Origin of the sequence: uncultured Gimesia sp. (assembly GCF_937919775.1) — a bacterium.
In the GTDB taxonomy this organism is placed as follows: domain Bacteria; phylum Planctomycetota; class Planctomycetia; order Planctomycetales; family Planctomycetaceae; genus Gimesia.
The window spans coordinates 1-23,588 of record NZ_CALFPF010000697.1; the positions used below are offsets into that span (position 1 = coordinate 1).

General features: G+C 50.3%; 22 protein-coding genes and 2 pseudogenes. 12 read left to right on the plus strand and 12 right to left on the minus strand.

Annotation, left to right across the window (positions count from 1 at the left end):
* From Q0294_RS19660 to Q0294_RS19705, 10 genes and pseudogenes are all read left to right on the plus strand, one after another.
* Positions 1-480: pseudogene (locus Q0294_RS19660) on the plus strand (VWA domain-containing protein); the annotation flags it as partial.
* Between the two features lie 164 nt (positions 481-644).
* Entirely contained in the window at positions 645-1,301 is a 657-nt protein-coding gene (locus Q0294_RS19665) for a DUF1080 domain-containing protein (protein WP_299468852.1), read from the plus strand.
* Positions 1,302-1,395: 94 nt separating this feature from the next.
* Positions 1,396-2,232 (plus strand): sugar phosphate isomerase/epimerase family protein, encoded by an 837-nt coding sequence (locus tag Q0294_RS19670; RefSeq protein WP_299468854.1) that lies wholly within the window; start codon positions 1,396-1,398, stop codon positions 2,230-2,232.
* A 329-nt stretch (positions 2,233-2,561) separates the two neighbouring features.
* Positions 2,562-4,112, plus strand: coding sequence for a HEAT repeat domain-containing protein (locus Q0294_RS19675; protein WP_299468856.1), 1,551 nt, complete (start codon positions 2,562-2,564; stop codon positions 4,110-4,112).
* 19 nt (positions 4,113-4,131) lie between these two features.
* The gene (locus Q0294_RS19680) at positions 4,132-4,524 is read left to right on the plus strand and encodes a hypothetical protein (protein WP_299468858.1); all 393 of its coding nucleotides are present in this window, start codon (positions 4,132-4,134) and stop codon (positions 4,522-4,524) included.
* Positions 4,525-5,144: 620 nt separating this feature from the next.
* Complete coding sequence (locus tag Q0294_RS19685; RefSeq protein WP_299468860.1) at positions 5,145-6,713, plus strand: hypothetical protein; 1,569 nt, start codon at positions 5,145-5,147, stop codon at positions 6,711-6,713.
* 81 nt (positions 6,714-6,794) lie between these two features.
* The gene (locus Q0294_RS19690; RefSeq protein WP_299468862.1) at positions 6,795-7,271 is read left to right on the plus strand and encodes a hypothetical protein; all 477 of its coding nucleotides are present in this window, start codon (positions 6,795-6,797) and stop codon (positions 7,269-7,271) included.
* Positions 7,272-7,306: 35 nt separating this feature from the next.
* Entirely contained in the window at positions 7,307-7,903 is a 597-nt protein-coding gene (locus Q0294_RS19695; protein ID WP_299468864.1) for a hypothetical protein, read from the plus strand.
* Complete coding sequence (locus tag Q0294_RS19700; protein ID WP_299468866.1) at positions 7,900-8,517, plus strand: hypothetical protein; 618 nt, start codon at positions 7,900-7,902, stop codon at positions 8,515-8,517. The genes Q0294_RS19695 and Q0294_RS19700 overlap by 4 nt, the downstream gene beginning before the upstream one ends.
* A 314-nt stretch (positions 8,518-8,831) precedes the next feature.
* Positions 8,832-9,746 carry a fatty acid desaturase gene (locus Q0294_RS19705; RefSeq protein ID WP_299468868.1) on the plus strand — a complete coding sequence of 305 codons (915 nt, stop codon included), beginning with the start codon at positions 8,832-8,834 and terminating at the stop codon, positions 9,744-9,746.
* Positions 9,747-10,102: 356 nt separating this feature from the next.
* On the opposite strand, the gene Q0294_RS19710 is transcribed toward Q0294_RS19705, so the two are convergent.
* Both Q0294_RS19710 and Q0294_RS19715 read right to left on the minus strand, forming a co-directional pair.
* The gene (locus tag Q0294_RS19710; RefSeq protein WP_299468870.1) at positions 10,103-10,504 is read right to left on the minus strand and encodes a thioesterase family protein; all 402 of its coding nucleotides are present in this window, start codon (positions 10,502-10,504) and stop codon (positions 10,103-10,105) included.
* 24 nt (positions 10,505-10,528) lie between these two features.
* Positions 10,529-12,124, minus strand: coding sequence for an amidophosphoribosyltransferase (locus Q0294_RS19715; protein ID WP_299468872.1), 1,596 nt, complete (start codon positions 12,122-12,124; stop codon positions 10,529-10,531).
* A gap of 287 nt (positions 12,125-12,411) precedes the next feature.
* Here Q0294_RS19715 and proB point away from each other — a divergent pair, with 287 nt between their 5' ends.
* Positions 12,412-13,557, plus strand: a complete 1,146-nt coding sequence (proB, locus tag Q0294_RS19720; RefSeq protein WP_299468874.1) for a glutamate 5-kinase — start codon at positions 12,412-12,414, stop codon at positions 13,555-13,557.
* A gap of 10 nt (positions 13,558-13,567) precedes the next feature.
* Positions 13,568-14,110: a hypothetical protein gene (locus Q0294_RS19725; protein ID WP_299468876.1), complete on the plus strand. Its 543-nt coding sequence runs from the start codon at positions 13,568-13,570 to the stop codon at positions 14,108-14,110.
* Positions 14,111-14,159: 49 nt separating this feature from the next.
* Here the strand turns inward: Q0294_RS19725 and Q0294_RS19730 are convergent, their stop codons facing one another.
* The 10 genes and pseudogenes from Q0294_RS19730 to Q0294_RS19775 all read right to left on the minus strand — a co-directional run.
* On the minus strand, positions 14,160-15,137 hold the full coding sequence (locus Q0294_RS19730) for an alpha/beta hydrolase (protein WP_299468878.1): 978 nt from the start codon (positions 15,135-15,137) through the stop codon (positions 14,160-14,162).
* Positions 15,138-15,160: 23 nt separating this feature from the next.
* Positions 15,161-16,075, minus strand: a pseudogene (locus Q0294_RS19735) (ATP-binding protein); the annotation flags it as partial.
* Positions 16,076-16,582: 507 nt separating this feature from the next.
* A complete protein-coding gene (locus tag Q0294_RS19740) occupies positions 16,583-17,227 on the minus strand; it encodes a sigma-70 family RNA polymerase sigma factor (RefSeq protein ID WP_299468882.1) in 645 nt (214 codons plus the stop codon).
* 33 nt (positions 17,228-17,260) lie between these two features.
* On the minus strand, positions 17,261-18,190 hold the full coding sequence (locus Q0294_RS19745; RefSeq protein WP_299468884.1) for a hypothetical protein: 930 nt from the start codon (positions 18,188-18,190) through the stop codon (positions 17,261-17,263).
* Positions 18,187-20,187, minus strand: a complete 2,001-nt coding sequence (locus Q0294_RS19750) for a serine/threonine-protein kinase (protein ID WP_299468886.1) — start codon at positions 20,185-20,187, stop codon at positions 18,187-18,189. The genes Q0294_RS19745 and Q0294_RS19750 overlap by 4 nt, the downstream gene beginning before the upstream one ends.
* A gap of 155 nt (positions 20,188-20,342) precedes the next feature.
* The gene (locus Q0294_RS19755; RefSeq protein ID WP_299468888.1) at positions 20,343-20,567 is read right to left on the minus strand and encodes a PLD nuclease N-terminal domain-containing protein; all 225 of its coding nucleotides are present in this window, start codon (positions 20,565-20,567) and stop codon (positions 20,343-20,345) included.
* A 105-nt stretch (positions 20,568-20,672) separates the two neighbouring features.
* Positions 20,673-20,897 (minus strand): PLD nuclease N-terminal domain-containing protein, encoded by a 225-nt coding sequence (locus Q0294_RS19760; protein WP_299468890.1) that lies wholly within the window; start codon positions 20,895-20,897, stop codon positions 20,673-20,675.
* 55 nt (positions 20,898-20,952) lie between these two features.
* Positions 20,953-21,624, minus strand: a complete 672-nt coding sequence (locus tag Q0294_RS19765; protein WP_299468892.1) for an FHA domain-containing protein — start codon at positions 21,622-21,624, stop codon at positions 20,953-20,955.
* 206 nt (positions 21,625-21,830) lie between these two features.
* On the minus strand, positions 21,831-22,637 hold the full coding sequence (locus Q0294_RS19770; protein ID WP_299468894.1) for a hypothetical protein: 807 nt from the start codon (positions 22,635-22,637) through the stop codon (positions 21,831-21,833).
* A gap of 205 nt (positions 22,638-22,842) precedes the next feature.
* Positions 22,843-23,588, minus strand: a 746-nt coding sequence (locus tag Q0294_RS19775) for a membrane dipeptidase (protein ID WP_299468895.1), incomplete at its 5' end; no start/stop codon positions are given.

Below are 23,588 nucleotides of genomic sequence, written 5' to 3' on the forward strand. Positions count from 1 at the left end.
GCCATTCGCGCGATGGGGGTGTTGCAGAAATCGGTTGAAATTCTGGAATCGATCGAGCCTTTACGGGCACAGGAAAAATCGCCACGCTGGAGAGCCGCCTACGATTTAGCACTGGCACAATGCCTCGCCTATCGCGTGCGTCTGTTCCAGTTTTGCCTGGCGATGGATCAGCATGCGAAAAAGATGCCGGCCCTCTCGAAGAAAGACAGTAATGTCTGGAATGTGCACCGTGATAAAAAAATGCTGCCTCCCGATCCGGAACAGGTCAAACTGACCAAAGTCAGTGTGGAAGAACTGGATAAACAATTGAAAAAGGCGGAGGCGCAGTACAAGTTTGTCATGAAAGAACATCCGGGAACCCCCTGGGCGCAACGGGCCGGCTTTGAAATGGGGCAGGGGTTTGGAATGACTTTTGTGGAAGATTTCCGCAGTCCGCTCTATGATCAAAAGAGAAAAGAGATCAAAGTCCCCAAGTTTTAATTAGGGACGAATTACTTAATGTCTTTAAGTCAAGCCAGGGCACTTCCGGAAATCTTTTCGCGGAAGTGTCCTGTTTGCTTTAATCGAATGCGCTGGCTGCGTAGCATATAGTAAGAGATTACATTCCCAAATTTTCCAACTCGCTTTGAGGAGTTTTCCACACGATGAAGATGTTCCGCGCTAACGATTGTTTTAATGCCTTTACGGGGCTGATGGCTGCACTGCTGGTGACTTCCGTTTTAGGGAGCAGCGCTTTTTCCGGTGAAAAAAATGCCGAGACTGAAGAGGGCTGGATCAGTTTATTCAACGGCAAAGATCTGACCGGCTGGAAGATTGCTGAAGACGGTCCCTGGGAAGTCAAAGATGGTGCCATTGTCGTGACCGGCAATCGCTCGCACCTCTTTACGGAAAAAGAATTCAAAAACTTCGAGTTCAAGGCCGACGTGATGACCACGCCAGGCAGCAACTCCGGTATTTTCTTTCACACCAAATTTCAGGAAGAAGGCTGGCCGACACAGGGTTATGAATCGCAGGTCAATGTCACACATAAAGACCCGGTCAAAACAGGCAGCCTGTATAATCGTGTGAAACTGTTTAAAACTCCTGCGAAAGACAATGAATGGTGGACGCAGGAAATCAGCGTGAAAGGTCGCCATGTTGTGGTCAAAATCAACGACGAAACCGTGATTGATTACACCGAACCTGAAGGTGCCACCGGTAACCCTTCACTGGGCGAGAAGGGGAGCTTTGCTCTGCAGGCACACGATCCGAAGAGTGTCGTGTACTACAAAAATATTCGGGTGAAACCACTGGCTGACTGACAGCAGTGGCATTGCATGGAATGTCTGATCTGAGCCCTCCTCATTTTGAAGGAGGGCTTTTTTCTTCCACTGGAATTCAGTAAAGAGACACGCAGTGAAACTGGGATATAATACCAATGGCCTGGCCTTCCATCGCTGGGATGATGCCATTCGACTGATCGCGGAGACGGGTTATGAATCGGTGGCGATTACCGTCGATCATTACTGTCTCAATCCTTTTGCTACCGATCTCCCGCAGCAGTTGCAGGAGATGCGGGCGCTGCTGGAACAGTATCGGCTTTCTTCCGTCATTGAAACGGGGGCGCGATTTTTATTGAACCCGCGCGCCAAACATGAACCGACGCTGGTCAGTGCCGCACCCGCAGATCGGGCCAGACGCATTGATTTTTTAAAACGCTGCATCGACGAAGCCGCGTTTCTGGAATCCGCTGCGGTCTCTTTCTGGGCCGGTCAGCTGAAAGAAGAGATTCCCCGCGAAACGGCAATGGCGCGTCTGGCTGAGGGTTGCCGGGAAGTCATTGAGTATGCGAACGAGAAACAGGTGAAACTGGCATTTGAGCCCGAGCCGGGCATGCTGATTGAAACGCTGAGCGATTTTGCAGAGTTACTACAGCACGTCGATCATCCCTGCTTCGGTCTGACCGTAGATATCGGGCATTTACAATGTATGGAAGAAACACCCATCAGCCAGTACCTCCAGCCCTGGGGAGACCACATCTTCAATATCCATATTGAAGATATGGTGGCTGGAGTGCACGATCATCTGCGCTTCGGCGAAGGGGAGATTGATTTTGTAGATGTCCTGTCCGGTCTGCGGCAGATCAATTACACGGGAGGCGTCCACGTCGAACTGAGCCGCCACAGCCATATGGCGCCGGACGTGGTTCGGGAATCGTTCCAGTTTCTGCGCGATATCTTGGAAACTGTCTGAGCGAGAGACGGGGCGGGTGACCGGAAAAGACAGTCTCGTCGGCATCGTCTTTTCGTCTTTTCCAGATTGTACCGATTATGCGGTTTGGTTTAATTAGATCAGACCCGCTCCAGTCTGCAGCATCCGGGTTACGATATAAAGAAGAGGGCCAATATCACAAAGTCGCTTTGAGGGTTGTATTTGAGTTGAGGGCAATATTGGCACAACGCAGACAGACTCCGGCTTTGTTTCTGTGAATCTTTCTACTCTTTTTTCAATCTCAACTCAGTATGGCTCTTCCGATACACAAAACCTTTGATCTATTGGCGCAAAGCAGAAATTCACATGCAGTGAATGCATTGATTCTGGCCTTGGATGTCGATGATCCGGTCGTCAGAGAACTGGCCGTGTCCGCTTTACTGGAGCAGGAGAGCACGCGGGGACTGGTGGAAGTCGTACGCCGTTATCTGACGCACACGGCCGGAATTCGCAAACTGCTGGAATCGCATTCCAATGCGTTAGATGCAGCCGTCAAACAGTGCCTGCTGCACGGAAACCGCGAATTGCAGTACTGCGGTCTGGAATATACGCGGCTCACCAGCGATTTCAAACAGATTCCAACGCTGGTTTCATTATTTGAAAACAATCGCCTCGTGAATCATCAACCGGATCTGACAACGCATACGCTGCGCTATCTGGTTGGCAAACTCTACGAGTATTTTCTGGACACATCCGTTGATTCCGTTTATTCCCGTTCGTTTTTAAGAAACGCGCAGCAAATCCGCCGGGATAATCTGAACGCACTGGCGTCGGCTGCAGAACATTTCCAGGAATTTGGTCGACCGGAGGAGATGGTCGAAAACCTGTTGATTCTGGGGAACGTCGGTGATCCCGCAATCAGAAAAATCATGTGGCATTCCAATGAAGAAGCCAGGCGGCTGGTAGAAAAAGTACTGAAAGAGAGTAAACACATTGGTGTGATGCAGTTAATCTGCGATTTTACCGAAGTGGGTTATCCGAATCCGAAAGCATTGGAAGCCATTGCAGAGCGTGAAGATCCCGAATTCATCGCGCATTTACTGCGCTGGCTGCCGGCAAGGCCTTCCGAGTTACAGCAGACCAATTTCAAACAGATTGGCCAGGTGAAGTGGCTAATGTCGGAGAGGCAGGATTTCTGGAAAATTCCTCAGGCGCTGCAAACGGCGGTGATCAGACTCATCAGTCTGCTGGAACTGGATCTCGTGAGCAAAAAAAAGGCTCAAAAATGGATGCTGCAGAATGGAACAACGGAAGCCAAAGAAGCCGCCATCGGGATTTTGAGGAACCTCGATTCCATGGAAGTCACCGAGATGGTGCTGCAAAGTCTTGATTCCGAAGATCCGGTTCAACAGGCCTGGGCTACCTGTCAGTTACGCGCACAGCATGTCCCGGATGCCATTAACTTACTGGTCGATAAAATCGACAGTCCTGTGGAAGAAGTGAGAGCGGCGGCGCGTCAGGAGCTTTCCAGTTTCGATGTGGATTACGTACTCGAACATTATGAAGAGTTCAATCCGCTGGTTTATCCAGCCGTCGGTAAGTTGTTACAGAAGCTGAATCCCAAATGCATTCTGGAATTCAGTCGTGCGATGGCTCATCCGTTAAGAAAACGACGGATTCAGGCGGCCCGCTGTGCGTTTTCGCTCAAAATACACGACCAGTTAATCCCGGCGCTGGCTGCGCTGGTGGAAGATTCCGATGATCTGGTGCGCAGAACCAGCGCGGAAATTCTGGCAACCCTTCCAGATTCCGCGGCTAAACAGGCTTTGATTCCGTTGATCACCGATGGCAACACGCGCATTCGGGAGATCGCAATCAAGGTACTGAAGGTACACAGGAATTCAGAGAACCCTGGCAATTGACCTGATCGGAGATGTTACGATGAACGTAGATTTCTATTTGATTCTCGCAGGACGTACCGATGAAATTTCACGGGCGGTTCGCAATCGGACGATCCTGGAAGAAAACTGGCTGTTCATCTCTGCGACGCTGGTCATCGGCTTGATCTGGTTAACCCTCTACGTGTGGGAAAATCTTCAGATACGTCGCAAAGCCGTTGCTGATACGCCTCAGGGATTGTTCTATGATTTGTGTAAGACCCATCGTTTGAGTCGTACGGATATTAATTATCTGCTCAAAGCGGCTTCCGAACATTATGACCATCAGCCGGCAATGGTTTTTATCGATGTCAATATTCTCCATACTTATGCCCGGGAAGCGATTACCGATTCGAAATATTACGAGCTTCTCGCCGAGAGACTGTTTCACGAGTAATTCTGAATCGACCGGGAAGCAGTGCTGGAGCATAATCTGCTTATGTGTTCGGACGAAATTCCTTCAGCGGACTCTTTTGTTGCCCTATCGTAATAGTTCAGCATGTCGTGAGACGCGGTCCATGTTCCTCGTGACAGCCCCATCGAAACCATCAAAGACAACCCTCACTGGTGGATCATCTGTTGCCGTTTTCGTTCAAAAACTTCTTTGCGTTTCCCATCGAGTGTCAGGTAGCATCCGGTCGACATGTTTCAGCCCTTTCTCTAAAAAACTGATAAATCAGCGACGGAATTACCAGGCGAAAAAAATAGTCGAGGTGTTCCCCGTTTTTTACAATGGAAAAATGAGGAGGAATTTGACGCGGGGAACGAGAGGTAAAAAGCTAGCTGTTTAAGCTGTAAATGGTCATTTTGAAGAGAGATACGTTAATCTCACTGTGTCGCAGAATTTAAGGCTTTCAAATTTCTGAAACTCAAAGCGACAACGTTCGTTTCGTTCTGTACAATAAGATAGTGGCGAAACTTCCGGCTTCCTTCTTATCATTGGTATCAATGTGAGTTTGCAAGTCGATTGCTGTCACAGTGTATCCAAGCTCAGGTACAGGCATAGGGGAAGTTTTCATGGTGCGTCAATTTGTTTGCCCCATTGCGATAGTGTTGATTGCATTGGCGGGCATCGGCGGTTTGCTGATGACTTCCGAACAAACACAAAACGCGGTCGCTGAAAAAGAGGTCATCATCCAGGCCGACTCTCAGGTGGAACCTGGTTCCGTATTGAAAGAACGGGAGCAGCGCCTGAATGACATTAATTTTATTCTGGCCAGTCGCGTACCTCAGATTTCCGAGCGTGGATTGAAACCAGCGCAAATCGACCCGGCTCCCTGGTTCGACCCGGCTTTAGACGACCTCTACCAGCAGATCAGAAAGCAGAAGCTGGCGATCCGGCTTCCGCACGATCATGAAACTTTTGCCATCTGGGTCGGGAACCCGGTGCGCATTGTGGACGGAAAAAAAATCTTTCAGCATACGGAATCGCTCAAAGAATCGATTCCCCTGATTAATCAACTCCCGTTCCCGGTCAAGATCTGGTTTTACGGAACGCGGGATCAAGCCAATCCCGAACTGGGTGAGTGCATTGAGACACTCTCGGGAATTTCCAACTTGAACGCAGTCAAGTTTTCCTACTGCCGGATCAACGAGCGCGGTTATGCCGCCTTACGGAATTTACCAAAGCTGACCGATCTGGAAATATTGTATTCAGATCTGGATGAAGCAGGGTTGGAACAGATAACACAAATTAAAAATCTGCAGCGGCTGAGCGTTAATTTCGGGACTGAGAAAGTTTCCGGGCCGGCGTTGGATAAAGTGACGGAATTACCAGAGTTGGAAGAACTGAAAGTGATTGCTTCTCTTCAACCAGATGAAATCGCCGTCTTCTGGAAAAAACTGACAGCCTGTAAGAAACTGGTTTCCGTCGACGTTGACTGCGGTGGGATGAATCAGAAAATGATGATCAGTTTTCTGAAAGAAGGAGACCGTCAAAAACTGCGGGAATGGAAAATCCATACGGAGTGTCCAGGCAAAGCGTTAGCAAACGCGTTAGCGCTGGCTCCAAATCTGGAAGTCCTCACGGTTTCTTCCGGAAAGGCTGCTGAGATCAGTTACCTGCTTGATCAGGAATCAAAACATCATCCCCGCCTGCGCGAGCTGACCATTGGCTGGGAGACCGGCGTTCATCTGAAGGGAGACCAGGCGCGCAAAGGACTCAGCCTGCTGGCCCGTTTTCCGAATCTGCAAAAAGTCCACGTGCCGATTGTATTACCCGAACCGAAGGCACTGCAGCCTCTGACCAGACTCAGTCAACTGGAAAGCTTTTATTGCAGGGACCTCAATCTGAATCAGGAAACACTGTTGCAACTGGCCCAAATGCCGGGACTGAAAAAGCTGAAGGTGGATCGCCTGGAATTCGGTCGGGAGTCGGCTCATATTCTGCCCTGGCTGACAAACGTGGAACAGATTGAAATCAATGACCCAACGACGCTGACCGACGAACGCTTGACGCTGCTGGCCACGATGCCCCGACTGACCGAATTGAAATGGTGTGATATCGCCATCAGGGAACCGGTTCCCCTTTCAGAAGAAGCACGTTCCGCATTTCAACACATCAAATTCGACGTCTGTGAAAAATAACGCGGGTTGGTTTTTCTTTTTGCTGATATACTTCTGAGAAACTGATATCGCAAGCGGGGAGCACAGGCAGTGATAAGCAACATGAGAAAACAGTTCTGGGCAACCGGCGTTGTGATTTTATGCGTCGTGATCGGCCTGATCTTGTTTCAGAAGTTTCAAAAACCTGACAGGATCCAATGGCAGAAGTATTCGGCGACACAGATTCAAAACGATCTGGCTCACGAAAAACTGATTTTAGTCAGCGTGATGGCCTCCTGGAGTATCGAAACGGTAATCCATGAATACCGCTATTCAGAAAATTCTGTGATTTTGAATCTGATTCATACACACCCGATTGTCTGTTATCGGGTAGATTTAGCTAAGATTCCAGACGAGCAAATCGTCACTTGGAGAAATTATTTTCAGGATTTTTCAGGTCTGGGATTGTTACTGCTGACAAAGAATCCACGCAACGATGTCGTTCTACGGCGACTTCCTGCAAATGAGATCACCGTCGGAACAGTCATTTCTGAAATCGAACACATGCTGGCTGATCAAACATTGAAAGCGAGAGGTTAAGCACAAAGCGATTATTTCTTAAAGGACGAATCCGCATGCAACCGGCCCCCGATCTGCCACCTTGTGAATTGAAAATTCCGGATTCACCACACCAGAGGCTTTCGATCAGTCAGTCGCTGACCCTGGCGACGTTTTTGTTGGCCTGTCTACGTGGCTTCATTTATTTCGGCAGTGTTGTGCTCTTCTTCAGTTTCTTTCTGATATTCTACCTGTTCGCTGATGATTCCTCACTCGTCATCAGGAACATATTTCCTGTGTTTGTTTTCTACTTCGTGTATAAGGTTGGAATTTCCATCGTATTTTATAGAGGAAGATCAAGACTCGTTTCGAAGTTTCAGCAGATCATCCAACGCTGTGAGCAGATAGCGCGCAAGGAAATCAAAGTCAGCTTGACCAGCCAGACACTCGTCTTGAATGCCGACAACTTCCGGGATCCCCTCAATATTGAGCAGGCCTTCAACTGGCGGCAGGTGGAATTAATCACGGAGGACGAGACTATTTTTCGGCTTCAGTTACCCGGCCTGCCGGAGTTGTTATTACCGAAAGAAAATCTGCCCGCCAAATGGCAACTGGCACTGCAAAATTCCACGGATGTAGAAAAACCGGACAGACCATTGGGAGAAAATGCATGAGTGAATTCATTCGTAAGGGATTGATTTGCGGCTCCTCTGTATCCATGGTCATCCTGATACTTACAATGTGTATCACAAATTTCCAATCTACCCCGGTCAAAGAACACTCTTTATCTGAGCATTTTTCAAAAGAGCTGAGTATCTACACCGTCAGCATGTTCAATGAGATGCTCCAGTCATATTGTAAGCAGTATGATTTAAAAGCCGACTATCAGGGACCGTTAAGTCCAGATACGGGTCGTTCGGGAAACCGCCCTGTTCCCGATTACGATCAATATGTGACATGGGTCATCTGCCCTCAAAAAACTGAACCATCAAACCTGATGTCTAGATTCCATCGCAATGACTGGTTTACGATTGGGCTATGCCACAAGGATCAGGCAGCATTTGAAGTACTTCTGATGGGAGGAACATTGCCTTTAAAACTTCCGTCTACATACGGCAAGTATACAGGTCTGAATACAACGCTTCCTAATCAGATGACTGTGAATGAGTTTATGACAGAGTTTTCTGCTTTTTCCAGAACGTATCAAACACGTGAGGAAGTGATGCGTGAAATCTGGGACCGGTTCACCAGGATCGATGAAGAAAACGAGTGCTCTTTAACCTTATAGATCACTGCAGAAAACCGGAATTCCCTCAATGGGGGCCTATCTCAGGAAGCGAAAGCAAAACGGAAGTGTTGAGAGATTACCAGAGAGCGAGAACACCAGTAAACGTATCAAATGTTTCTTTTTGACGGTTCCTAAGCCGGAAACAGCACATCCCTCCCAACCAACCCCACATCTATAGACACGATCAGCCAATCCCCTTAAAATCACCCGGCTTTTTACTTACGCACAAATATTGATAGCATCGGTCCTATTGAATGAATTCTCAGCAGACAGCAGAGCCTCGTGTTGAAACTGATAACGTGACCTCTGAGGAGATGCCCGCTGAGACAGTGTCCGCGGGCACTTATGCGAAGCTGGACTGGCCTACGCTGGGTTGGGTCGCCATGATTCATCTGGGCGTGCTGGCGGCTCCGTTTTATTTTACCTGGACGGGACTTGTCACCTGCCTCTTTCTGGGCTGGTTGACCGGCGGCATCGGCATTTGCATGGGTTATCATCGCCTGCTCACACATGGCAGCTTTCAGACGTATCCGTTCATGTTTCGGTTGATCGGTTTGATCGGGCTGCTGGCCGGGCAGGGGCCGCCGATTCAATGGGTGGCCAATCATCGTAAACATCATCTGCACAGCGATCAGCCAGGCGATCCACATTCGCCCCGTGACGGACGCTGGTGGAGCCACATTCTCTGGCTGGTTCCCCATCATAGCAGCGAAGAAATTCGAGCGACGCACGAACGCTTCGCCCCTGATCTGCTCAAAGATCCCTTCATGCGATTCCTGCAAAGCACCTTTCTGTTATGGCATATCGGCCTGGGAGCAATCCTGTATGGTATCGGCAACTGGCTGGGCGGAACGGAGACCGCGATCAGCATGGTCGTGTATGGCATGTTCGTGCGACTGTTTTATGTCCTGCATGCGACCTGGTTCGTGAATTCCGCGACGCACATCTGGGGCTATCGCACTTACGAAACGACGGACGACAGCCGCAACCTGTGGTGGGTTGCGCTGCTGACCTACGGCGAAGGCTGGCACAATAACCATCACAAATACCAGCGGATGGCCAAGAACGGGCACAAATGGTGGGAACTCGATATGACCTACGGTGCGATCCTCGTTCTCGAAAAACTGGGACTGGCTTGGAAAGTCGTCAAGACGCCACCTCCCAACGACAATGAGAATTCCGTTAAGCAACCCAACTTCGCCAAACAGCAGCAGACGATACAAAAATAATTTGTATGAGTCAGTCGCGTACCACTGTTGGCTGGCCCGAATGTTATCCGAATCATCAAATGTAGGGGCGGGACCCATGTGTCCGCCCGCTGGGTCAGGGTGGATTGTGTGGTAACGTGCGAGCGTTTTATCTGGTGTCCTGTTTCTCCGATCCCTTCTGCGGTGTGATAATAGAATCGAACCTCGACAGGCGGGCGGACACATGGGTCCGCACCCTACGGCGATACATGTCGGGACTGTTTCGCTGAAATTGCAACAGCACCGTCGGACAAGCCGAACGGTGGCACACGGGAAGCGTTGAAACATCGGCGGATGGCACTGTTGGCTTGCCAACAGTGCTGAACTATGAAACGTGCCTATTTACTCTCTGTACCCAGGTGTTCCATCGCGGCCGGCATGCGTTGAATGTTTCCTTCGCGATCCACACAGGCAATCACGCTGTGTGCGGCAGCGATAGAGACGCCATCCCGCGAGAGTTCGTAATCGTGTTCCAGCTTGGCGCCGGTGACTTTTGAGAGCGTGGTTCGCAGCGTCAGCACATCGTCGTAACGGGCCGGCTGGCGGTAGCGGCACTCGATTTTTGCAACGACCAGCAGAAAACCCTTTTCTTCCATCTCACGGTAGTTGCCCCCCTGAGAACGAAAGAGTTCGGTGCGGCCCATTTCAAAATAGCTGAAGTAATTACCATGATGCAGAAATCCCATCGCATCCGTTTCACTGTAACGGACGCGAATTTCCATCTCATGCGAGGCAGACATCGTGCTGAGCATTCCTTCTTTGAATTAAGTTCGGACAGGAGTGATAAGCGAAACGTCGTAGGTGCGATGGGGGTCATCATCACCATTATCGTTTTTTGAATTCTCGACGGCGAGCTGATACAGCTGGCGACCGGCTTCGGTGGGGTAAGTCGTATCGATACAGGCCTGGCAGAGCGAAGTGCTCGGCAGACCGATCGCACGGGCAATCGATGCTTTCGGCAGATATTTCAAACTGTCGGCACCGATGGCGTCCGCCATGGCCTGTTCCACTTCCGGTGTCATCTCACCCCCATCCAGAAAACGGGGCGCGAAGAGTTCGTTGATCGTCGACATGTCGATCCCGTAGAAACAGGGGCCGATAATTGGCGGGCAGGCCACACGCACATGCACTTCCTTGGCACGGCCGCGGTCTTTCAACTGGCTGATCAACGCTTTCATTGTCGTAGAACGGACGATGGTGTCTTCCACCAGCAGCACGCGTTTGCCTTCAAGGACTTCAGGGAGCGGCGTGTATTTGGCACGCACTTTGTCACTGCGGTTGGCACCTTCGATAAATGTACGGCCGATATAGCGATTACGAATCAGGCCTTCCAGACAGGGCACACTCAAATGATAAGCCATACTGTCGGCGGCGGCTTTCGCGGTATCGGGAACAGGGACGACGATGGTATCGTCATCAATGGTCACGGTTTCCTGCTCGGCCAGTTCTTCACCCAGTCGTTTACGGGTCAGATACACGCTTTGATCATCGAGTGTACTGCAGACATTGGCGAAGTAGATCCATTCAAAGAAACAATGCGATGTCTGTGTGGGCCTGGCGTATTCGCGAATCGAGAGTTGCCCGTTCTGAATCAGGACGGCCGAACCGGGGGGCAGACTGTAGATTTCGTCCGCGTCAAAGCCCATGTTCGCAAGAGCCACACTTTCACTGGCGGCAGCGAACAGCGAACCGTCAAAAGCATAGCACAGCGGACGAATGCCGTTCGGGTCGCGCGAAACAAACATGTTCCCTAACGCATCCAGAAAGACGATATTATAAGCACCGTCCAGACGTTTGCTGAGATTTCCCAGGATGTCAATCAGCTTACCAGGGTTTTCTTTGGAAAGTTCCTGCGAGATCAGATGCATCAGAATCTCGGTGTCGGTTTCCCGCGCGAGATGAAAGTCGGATTCAGCCAGAAATTCCTGGCAGAGCTGCTGATAGTTGGCCAACTGTCCGTTAAAGCCGAAGCTGAACCATTTGGATTTCTGAATATGGTGCCGCTCGAAAGGCTGGGCGTAGCTGCGGTCGTCTTTACCACAGGTCGCATAACGCACGTGACCGATGGCGGCAGGGCCCTGATACTTTTTCATCAGATCATTAAATGTTTCCTGATGATTGAGCTGAAATACTTCGGTGACGGTGCCTACATCTTTGTGTGTGTCGATTAACTGGTTGCGTGCCGGGTTGAACGTCGTCATGCCGGCAGCCAGTTGCCCGCGATTTTGAATATCCAGCAGTAACCGGGAGATAAGTTGTGATGTCTTATCAGGATCTCCCATCGGGGCCAGAGGGCTGATGTCTCTGTTCGGAAGGTGATAGACGGCAGCAACTCCACATTCGTGGTATAGTTCCGACATAAAATGCCTTAGTTCGTGAATAAGGGTTTCAAAATCAGGGTGAACCGGGTGAACTATGCGGTAAATTGTTTCAGGGCTGTAAGGACAAGACTAACAGAAATAGAGGAGTTACAGGGAAAAAGTGACGATTTTTATGACAAATCACCTCTATTTCCTGCCAAACTCTCTCTTATGAATGTCTATGCGGCAGCCACCGACTTCTATATTATATAAATATTAAGAAATAGGGACCCGGTGGGGAGTGCCTGATTGAAAATTTTTTGTGATTCCTTAAAAAAGTGCCGACGGTGAGCCTTACAAGACGCGAAGTAATTGAAACCGCGGAAACGCTGGTCATTAAAATTGGAACAAACGTACTCTCTTGCGAAGACGATACACTCAACCCGGCGCGGATTGAATCACTGGCTGAGCAGATTCACCGGGTAAAATTGACCGGGCGGAAGGTGGTCGTCGTTTCCAGTGGTGCGATCGGCGCGGGTATGGGGATTCTGGGATTGAAAGAACGCCCCCGCGATCTCGGCCACCTGCAGGCATCCGCGGCAGTGGGGCAGGCACATTTAATCAGACGCTATGATCGTTGTCTGCAGAAACACGGCTATCACGCGGCCCAGCTGCTGGTGACAGCAAACGATTTCAAGCATCGCACTCGCTATCTCAACGTGCGAAACACCATCCATACACTGTTCGAATATGGTGCCGTCCCCATCGTTAACGAAAATGATACGGTCAGCATTCAGGAAATTAAATTCGGCGATAACGATCATCTGGCGGCGATGGTCACCAGTCTGGTGAAGAAACCACTACTGGTCATTCTGTCTGTCGTGGATGGCCTGTATAACGGCGATCCCCGTTCACCGGCCAGTTCCCGTATTTCTCTGGTGCAGGACTGGACACCTGAGTTACTGGCGATGGCGACGGATCAAAGCAGTTCCCTGGGAACGGGAGGCATGAAGTCCAAGCTGCAGGCGGTACGCTCAGCGACAGCCGTGGGGGAGAATGTGATCATTGCAAATGGGACGGAAGAAGGAATTCTAGATCGCATTCTCCAAGGCGAAGATGTTGGCACTCTGTTTCTGGCACAGGGCGCTTCGGTCTCAGCCTGGAAACGCTGGATTGGTTATACGATTCGTCCGAAAGGAAAATTTCATCTGGACGCCGGCGCGACGAAAGCCATTCGAGAAGGGGGGAAATCGCTCCTGGCGATTGGCATCCAGTCGATTGACGGTACGTTTGAAAGCGGCGAAGCGGTGACGCTGGTCAGCCCCTCCGGTGAAGAGTTTGCCCGCGGATTGAGTAATTATAATTCCAGCGATCTGGCAAAAATTGTGATGCGGCGTTCGGATCAGATTGCCACTATTTTAGGGGCGGTGCCCTATTCTGAAGTAATTCATCGGGACAATCTGGCAGTCCTCGAGAATCATCCTGCTTTATAGGGAGAGACCCATGTGGATTACCGAGACAGCCATTCCGCCCATGCTCATTTGCAGCGTCCTTGCCGTCATTCTGATCGTGCAATGGCATTCGAAGCGTCAAACCAAATACCTGGCCGGCAGTATTGTGATGTTCGTATTGGTGATCGGTTTTTATTTTCTGGAATTGAGCATTGTCACCACGCGCGAGCGGGTGGAAGCCGACTTGAATGGTCTGGTCACTGCGTTTCAAAAGAAGGAAGTCGATACGACTCTGAATTACATCAGCCCCCGGGCGTTACCGTTACGGCAACTGGTGCAGGCGGCATTAACTCTGGTGACCATTGACGGGGAACTCAGAATCACTGACGTGCAGACAGAGTTAAGATCCGAGGATTCCGTCGCCACCACACATTTTCGCGGGAACGGTGCGGCAACCTATGGTGGTGTTTCCGGTCGTGCAGCGACTCGCTGGGAATTGACCTGGCAGCAGATGGGGGGCGAATGGAAAGTCACCAAAGTCCGTCGCCTGAACCCGATCACCGGAGAAGAACTCCCACTGATGGCGGTCCACTAAACGCCCTTAAGTCACAATCAGGACGCAACTTCCTGATGTAAAACCGGCATCATTCCTGCACCGCTTCCTGTTTTGGGTTGAATAAAGTCCGGTCGAAAAATTCCTCCATGAGCGCGTAAGTTTCTTTGTGATATTGATTGAAGACACTATGACCGGCTTCCGGATAGCGATGGTATGTGACATCTTTGGCGCCGGCGGCATTGAGTGCTTCAGCAAAGCGATCTGCCTGACTGACATCAACCGTGCGATCTTTTGTACCTTGAAATAACAGGAACGGCGGTGCTTTCGCATGCACATAAGTTATCGGCGATGCTTTGATGGCCTGTTCCTGAAGGCTGGTGTCGGGAGCATCCAGTAATTGGCGGAGTATCGGTTTGTTTTCAATGCCTCCTGGCCAGTGAGTGAAGTCGGTCGGGATTGCAGACACACAGACGGCGTTCAGCAGACTCGACTGTTCCTGCCATGGGCCGTCCCCCTCCAGGTTTGATTCCTTGTCGACCAGACCTAACAGGCTGACGAGATGTGCTCCGGCAAAATTACCATAACCGCCGATCCGGTCGGGATCGACGTGATACTGATCGGCATGAGCGCGCAACCAGCGAACCGCACATTTCACATCTTCCAGACAGGCCGGAAACGGGGCTTCGTCTGACAGACGATAATTCACGCTGATACAGACATAGCCTTTTCGGGCATACTTGACGGGACCATTATTGATGGTGCTGTGCGATTTGTCGCCCCCGGACCAGCTACCCCCATGCACAAAAATCAGAGCCGGGCGTTTCGCTTCCCCTGGTTCGCGTTGCATCACCAGATCCAGCTTCCAGGCTTGGATTCTTCCTTTCCGGTAGGAAATATCCTCGATGATTTTGAGGTCTTTCGGTAAGGCGACGATAGCGGAGCGGCGTGGTTTGGCATCCCGAATGTCTGGCTCGTCAGCAGAACTGTCTTGTTTTTCAGGGATCAGGTACGTGGCAATCGCAAGCAAAAAAATTGTGGTCAAAACACGAGACGCAATAGTTGGCATCAATAGACCCTATCTAACAGGTAAAACAGGAGCCCGTTGTGAGCCAGACTGATTTCACCAGGAGCCGGCGTCGATCCCCCGCCCACCAGACCTGCTTCACTGATCGTATGATGGGGTGTGCGAAACTGCCGCAACATCACCAACGATTGATTATTGGGCAAACGCCCCATCGCGCTGTAAATACGCGTCGTCTCCAGACTTTCTTCCTGAGAAAGACGGGGAAGAATCGTGCTGATCCGAGAGGCAAGCAAGGTTTTACCCGTTCCCGGAGAACCAATCATGAGTAAATGATGCATGCCGGCTGCAGCCACGGTGATCGCCCGCTTTGCATATTCCTGCCCTTTCACATCACTGTAATCGATATCGTAATGACCATATTCTTCCAGAGCGTTCTCCCAACAGAATTCCACCGCCTCAATGGGCAGGCTCCCTGTATAGAAACCGACCGCCTCTGCCAGAGTGCCCACAGCAAAGACATCCAGGCCTTCCACGACGGCCGCCTCCTCAGCATTCTGGACCGGTACTAAGAGCCCCTGCTTTCCCTGATCACGCGCAGCGATGGCCATCGACAACGCACCGCGAACCGGTCGAATCGTGCCATCCAGCGCCAGCTCCCCCACTGCAGCATAATCCTGAAAACGATCTGAGGCGAGTTGACCACTTGCCGTCAGTAAACCTAAAGCGATCGGCAGATCAAACGAAGCCGCATCTTTGGGAAGGTCTGCAGGGGAAAGATTGATGATAATTCGATCGATGGGGCGATTGTATCCACTGTTCACCAGAGCCCGCTCAATGCGATGCGTACTCTCTTTCACGGCTGCTTCCGCCAAGCCCACCAGAATCGTTTTCGGCATCGCCCCCGGCGAGATATCCACTTCCACTTCGACCGGTTTGGCGTCGATGCCAAATAAAGAATAGGTAAAGAGCTTGGCCAGCATGAGGGCTTTCTTCAGAGGAATGTGATTCTGCGTTGGTTTGTCCAGTACTCTTGTCGCTGTCACAATGCTAACCAGAATCAGAACAACAGTCCACATAAGAGGGACGTGGCCAGCATATTTTCGACCCAAATTAGTCTCCAATTTTGAAGAATTTGGCCAGAACCAGCGATTTTCGACCGATTGGCTTTTTTTCACGGCACGGTTCGTCTAGAATACTCGACCCAACACCGATAACATTCTGCAGACCTCATCAGTCAATATGTGGTCCTGATTTGAAAATTTCGAAGACCATAAAGGATACAGTCATGGCTAAAACGCAACGCAAACTGAAAAAAGCAAATCACGGTCGTCGTCCTGCCAGTGCCAAAGCACGCAAGGCGAAACGCAAGCACATCAAGTTTTAACTTGATGCAGCATCTTGGTGCTGCCTGCTGACGTCCCAAAAAACAATAACCTCGCACGTCGTTTCGCTTGCGAGGTTTTTTGCTGCGCGCTGTTGATTCTGCTTTAAGACAATCCCAGACCAGTGAGATCCGCGTCGTGAATCTGGGCCGTGGTGATCGCGTCTTTTAATTTCCCCACCACAAAATGCTTATGGTTGGCGACGGCCTGCTCCGAAATCTGTAACAGCAACGCGACCTCTTTATTCGCCTTGCCCGAGACAAACAACTGCTCAATGCACTGCAGCCGCTCAAACTCTCCACTCTTGATCCAGAATATGATCAAAGTCTGCAGACTCTCACAAATGATCTGCTCTTCTTTTGAGCGGCGTTCTTTGCTGCGCGCCAGACTGGATGCCACCCGCGTATGACCTGCCGGCTCGCGATGATTTTCCCGCGCGCCATTTTCTTCAGGGAACAAAGGAATCGTCGGCCGCCTCCCCTGCTTCCGCAGTAAATCCGTCAGCTTGTGAGAGGCAATCGCAAACAGAAACGACTCCAGTGGAGTCGACGGATCATAATTGGGCAGACTGATCAAGAAACCCAGAAACGTTTCCTGAACCACATCCTCACTGCTCGCCGCATTCCTCAGACGGCTGTTCACAAATGCCAGCAGGCGGCCTTCAAACCGCGCAATCAACTCGGACCAGGCTTCGGAGTCGCCGGCTTTGATTTGAGTTACCAGGAGTTGGTCGGCTTCGTCAATCGGCATGAATCAATCACAGACTGCTTTGAGCGGGAAAAGTTACTGAGTCGACTTGATTGTAGCCGGATGATGCGTGGCTCTCAAATAGACGGCAACTCCAAGACACAATAATGTTACCAGACCAAAGCCACCTCCCAGCCAGGCTGTCCGCTCATTACCAATATTCTGTTTCCATTTCTTAAACAGTGACGCTCTGACTGCAGGAGAATCTTCGATCTCCAGATAAGCACGATACATGTTCTGCTTGAACGGTTCCCCATTTTTCAGCACGTTTCCGAAATTATGTTCGACAAGTTGATAGTAACTTCTGCGCAATGCAACATGACGAACCTCATCCGGGCTGATCTCCAAATCGCCAAAGCGATACTGTGGATATCTCAATTGCAGATTCGCTTTCAATTTCAAGCCTGCCTTTGCTAATGCATCATACTGTGCCTCATCGCGCGTCACAAATAAGCCTGATTCAAAAACCAGCTGGCTCGATTCTAATAAGTTCGCTTTATTCTGTTCGGTATGTTCCAGTCCAAGCACGATCCAGTCCGGTAACCCCTCAAGCGACTTATTCTCTCGCACTGTTGCAGGAACTGAAATCTCCGGTTCCGGATCATGTGGTTTTCGCGCCACGACAGGTGCTTCCGATAAAGGATCGGATAACGAATGGGCGCTCGTTTGCATGATCGGAATCATCCCAGAATTCGAATCCTGTTGCCACACGTCGCCTGTTCGAAAACCGCTGGAAACTGCTTCCGCTGTAACGCCCGGTGAAGATTCGAGGACGATCGAAGGCAGCAAGATTGACAGCAAAACTAACAGCACTCCCCCCATCAGGAATACAGACACAGTCGCCAAAAAACGTCCCAATGATAAATTTTGAAACAGTCTGATGGCAGCCAGGATAATGACAGGGGTCAGAACCAGCACCAGGAGCAGCATGAAAAACCAGGAAAAATCAAGTCTCGTCGTCATCATCTTGCCTCCTTTAACTCAACGACTCGCTGTTCGTCCGGAATCCAGGATGCGGAAAGTTGGACCACGCTCGAAATAATGGCGGCCCAGCTTAATGCTGCAACAACGGGAAATGCCCAGACTGCTGTGATCACATACGCGACAAACACAGTAATCAAAACGGAGGTGACCTTGAATTTCCGCGGTCGGAATGAATCAGCGTGCCACCACCAGCGGCGGAAGCAAGACAGCATCCCGAAGAAAACCGTATAACCAATCAAACTTGGTTGCCCATCGCCTAAGATCAACGAATAAGGGCCGATCACGTTAAACAGCGGCCTCAACCCCAGGTGCATATCCCGCGAGGTAGGCACTGAAGCCAGCAGGACATCCATCTGAATCAGGTAGATCAGTGCTCCCACGAAAACTCCTGTTGCCAACCAGATCAGGCGACGTGTGCTGTTATCGAACGACTTTCCTTCGGTCAGTTTCGACACGAGTAAAATACTCCAGGCCGCAACCAATGTTCCATATGTAAGCAAAGCTGCTGGAGTCAGATCAGTACCACTCCAGAAACCTTGGGAGATCGCTCCATTTGTAAAACACATAATCCCGAACACGATGACCAGCGTGCAGATCACCGCTTTCACCATCGAAACAGATAAATCATAAATCCGACTTTGGTGGGAAATAGAGCGAGGAGTTCGCGGTGTCAATGACCGTTGATAATAGGGTTTTCGACGATGCTGTTCCCCCACGCGATGTCGATGCCCCTCTGCTTTTTTCTGTTCCTGCTCACGCAAAATTCGCGTCTCTTCCAGCTTTTCCTCACGGTATTCTTTCTCCGTCAAATTATCCCTGGTTTCCCGGCCTTTATCCCAGAAATCACTGATCGGGGGCGGCCCCTTCACAATCGCTGCAATCCCTTTGGTAAAAAACAGCCGCCCGAACGCACCTGTCATCACAATGGCCCCACAGAAAAGCATCATTAGAATGAGAGCAAGAAAGAGCGGAAAACCAGCTCCCAGACTCGCCATCGTGGCCCCTAACAGGCCGATGAGCAGAAGTATCAGGATGACTGCAGGTCCTAACAGAGTGGTATACTCCCAATGACTCTGATTGTTCGCGACACGAGAGGTCTGCCTATTTCCGCTCGAATGTGGCAGGGGGGCAGCGACAGCCGCGAAGGTTTCAAATGCAGCGTCAGGAATTTCCGTGACCGTCTCGCGCTGAAACAGGGCTCGTTCAAATTCCTGCTTGAAGACTTTAATATCGGGAATACGTTTCTGCGGATCTTTTTCCAATGCACGTCCGATGACGGCACGCAAATGAACGGGCAGGCGATTCAGGTCGGGTTTTTGGGAAAGATGCTTCATCAGAATTTCCGCCGTCGATTCTCCATCAAAGGGAACCACACCGGTAATCATTTCATAAACCATTACGCCGACCGCATACACGTCGACTTCTTTTCCGTAACGTCCCCGCGCCACTTCGGGTGCCATATAATAGACAGTGCCCACACTCTGCGTATTCGCACTCCGTCGGCTGTGAGTGATAAACTTGGACAAGCCCACATCACCAATTTTGATAATGTCACCGTCACGAAATACATTCGAAGGCTTCAGATCTCGATGTACCAGACCGCGACTGTGCAGGTAGGCAAGTCCTTCCGAAATTCCCGACAGCCAATACCGTACCTGCTCCATCGGCATCCCGTTCGGACACTGATGCAAGGCTTTATCCAATCCCTGACCGGACACGTATTCCATCACCACCCAATGGTCACCATCCCGGTCAGTTTTGACATCAAAGATCGTCACCAGATTGGGATGCTTTAGATTCAGACACTGCGTCACGCCGCGTAACTCAATATCCATGTTCTGCTGCAACAGTTTTAACGCCACCTCTTTACCGGAGTCGCTGAGCGCATAATACACCTCTCCAAATCCGCCCCGGTCGATGGCGCGCTTGATCGTAAATCCTTCTAAAGGTTTCGATTCTGGTGCAAAGGTGAATTTCATGGCCCATTCCATCCGTTAAACAACGTTTCTGTTGTACGGTAAACAATTTATCGATTTATTCTTAAACGCCTGTATTTCCATATATACTGAAAATGACCATTGGCTATTTTAACAACGTTCTCAAAGTCGACCTGGATCTTTTTATTTTCCTGCTTTTACTGTCCCGTTTGCTTCATGCGTTCCGGGCGGCGAATAAAGTAATACAGTAATGCACCAATGCCATTCAACAACACAATCACCAACGCCCAGATAATTTTATCGTTGCCAATCGACGGTTCGTTTTTCAGACAGTCAATCAGCATCCAAACCCAAAACACAAACGCCAGCACACCAAAGACAAACGCGATGAAACTCAACAACAAAGTCATGAGAGAAAACATGATTCCAACTTCCATAATTCCTGATTTTGTTCAGCGCGAGTACTACCCTGGATCAATTTACGAATTGCCTCCAGTCAACCTGGAGACGCTACAGTAAACCACGACCTATTTTCCCAACTGCTCTATTCGCTGCGGACGACGGATGAAGTAATAGAGCAAAGATCCGATCACTCCGAGAAACACCATCAAGAGCACCCAGATCACTTTATCATTACCCGTCGATGGTTCGTTTTGCAGACAATCGACAAGCATCCAGATCCACATCACCAACTGCAAAATAATGAAAGCAACCACTGCCAGGATCAGCAGCCCGAATATCATCGAATCCATAAATTTCACTTTCTTAACGACACAAACTGATTAGCGCGAGTCAAACCCCAAATCGTTAACTGACTACCTCCCAGCGAAAACGCAGTTCAGGACCGCTGACCAGAGAGCCCGGGGTTAACACAGCTCCCTTTGATGCAGGTTCCTGATTTGCAAAGATCTCCAGCTTCGAACGACACAGAACCTGATCTCCCTGACGATACAGAATGACCGTTCCCGGCCATTTATGACAGATTACATGATTTTCTCCGGAAGCCCCCAGCAAACACGAATCTGCCATCAACACGATTCCATCCAGTCGCTGTTGTGGCTGATGAAAACTGGTCAGCTCCAGACACGCAGAAGCACTCAACACCGTGGGCTGCCGAAAAGTGATCACTGTTTCAGTATTCAGTTTAAGCTCTGCCTGATCGGTCAGCAAGACGCGATCGTTTACAGGACGCCGATTACAAAAAACCGGGGCTTTCGCTTCCAGGTAATAACTCTCGCCGGAACGTGTAATCGAAGCATGATGCCGGGACAGATTTGCCAGCAGCGATAAATCGGCCCATGCCGACCCCAGGCCACCCACGGTTCCCGGTTCTCCCGGGCCACCAATCCGTAACGTTTCCTGTAAATAGATCAGATAGGTTCCCACTCCATCGATCCACAACAGATAGCTCGCACCGGCGACGGAGTTCGCCCCGGGGACCTGCCGTTGATCATTTGATGCGGAAGTGAAGAAGCCCAAGGTGATTCTCCTGAGGACGGAAAAGATCTGACAAAAAGCGGAATACGATAACACTCTTTATTTTAACGACTGATTCCAGGAATGGGTTTAACAGAATCCATTTTTTCGACCTGATTCCAAAACTGGCACGGGGCAGGCAGCCTCGCTCGAGAACGAAATCTGCCTGCCACCACTCGCGCCAATCCATTATTTCCACGCCATACAGCTTATTGAACGGCGACGCGGTCGCCTGTTTTCACTTTGAAGTACTCATCCATTTGTTTCACCACATCCCGCTTTTCTTCCACTTTCGTATCGACGGGAATCAGTCCTGTGAATTTTCCTTCTGCATCCAGCAGTTTTTCTTTGACATCGAGCTGTTTATTCAAGTCTTTAATCAGACTCTTGGCTCGTGTGAGTTGCGAATTATCAATTTCCAGATTGCTGACAGTCTCAGCCGCCTGAACCGATTTCAAACGCGCTTCCAGCTGTTCGATCTGCACTTCCATATCCATCTTGGCAGACAGCATGTTTTCGAGCTTCTCGCGATTCGCATCCAGCGCTTTTTCGCGGGCTTTTAAAATCTGTGTGTTCCGCTTGACGGTGTCGGTCGCCACTTTAAAGCGATCAAACCGCTGCGCCAGATCAGAGCGAATCTCGTCTTTGGAGTAAGTGCGACTCGCATACACAAATTGGGTGTCACTTGATTCCAGATCGGAACGCAGAGTGAACATCGCCTCTTTCTGCTGCTTCATTGCCAGTTCAGACTCATGAATCTCATTCTGCAGCGTTTCGACATCTACCTGCTGCTCGGCGATGACGTGCATGCAGCGTCGGATATCCGGCACCAGATCCTCCACCATCTTGCGCGCCCGATCGACTTCAAAATCAACAGGGACTTCCGCCTTGACTGCCTGCCTCACCGAGTTGCCCGCTGTTTTCACATAACTGACAACATCACGGCCAAATACGAAGGTTCCCAGCGTGGCCAGCACTGCAGCACCTATCACAAATTTCTTACACATAAATACCATTGTCCAGACTCCCTCTCAGTACAACAAATGTTCGATTCGGAACAGTAGGCCAAACCGATCGGCCACGTCACAGACAGTTATTCGCCTTGAATGCGACAATCTTGAAACATTTGCCAAAGAAAGCCGACAAAAAACAAAAAACGCCGTATCCTGTTATTAAAAAACAAGATACGGCGCATAAAACCGCATAAACGTCGACCCGGTTTTATGCTCCAGGTAATGCGCTGACAAAGAAATCGACAAAGTTCTGTGACATGATGCCTTTGATGTCTTCGGTACTGTAGCCCCGTTTTTCCAGAATGCCGGCGAACTTTTCCAGATCGGCAATCGTATCCAGATCGTGAGGCGACTGTTCCTTGCCAAAGCCGCCATCCAGATCGGTACCCAACCCGCAATGCTTCGCGTTGCCGGCCAGCTGGCAGATGTGGTCGGTATGGTTGACGATATCTGCGATCGAGACCGTCGCCGGGTCAGACACGCCAATCGTCCAGCCCGGTTTAATCATCCAGTTATCAAAGGCACAACCGATGACGGCACCGCGTTCAATCAGTGCTTTGATCTGCTCATCGGTCAACTGACGATCTGCATTGACCAGCGAACGGCAGTTGTGGTGGCTGGCGAGTACTGGTCCTTGAAAAACCTCCAGCGCTTCCCAGAACGACTGGTCTGCCAGATGGGTCACATCCAGCAACATTCCCACCCGGTCCATCTCTTTCAGTAAAGCAGGCCCAAGCTCCTTAAGACCCCCTTCACTGCCCGTGCCATAACAATAAGGACCTGGTCCGTAATGCGCGGGTCCTAAAATACGCAGCCCTGCATCAAACCAGTGTTCAATCTGCTCCGGAGACAGAATCGGCGGTGCGCCTTCCATGCTCAGGATGAACCCGATAGGAATCGTACTCTGTTCCGAACGCGCATCCTCCTCATGGGCCTCCCATTCTGCGACATGGC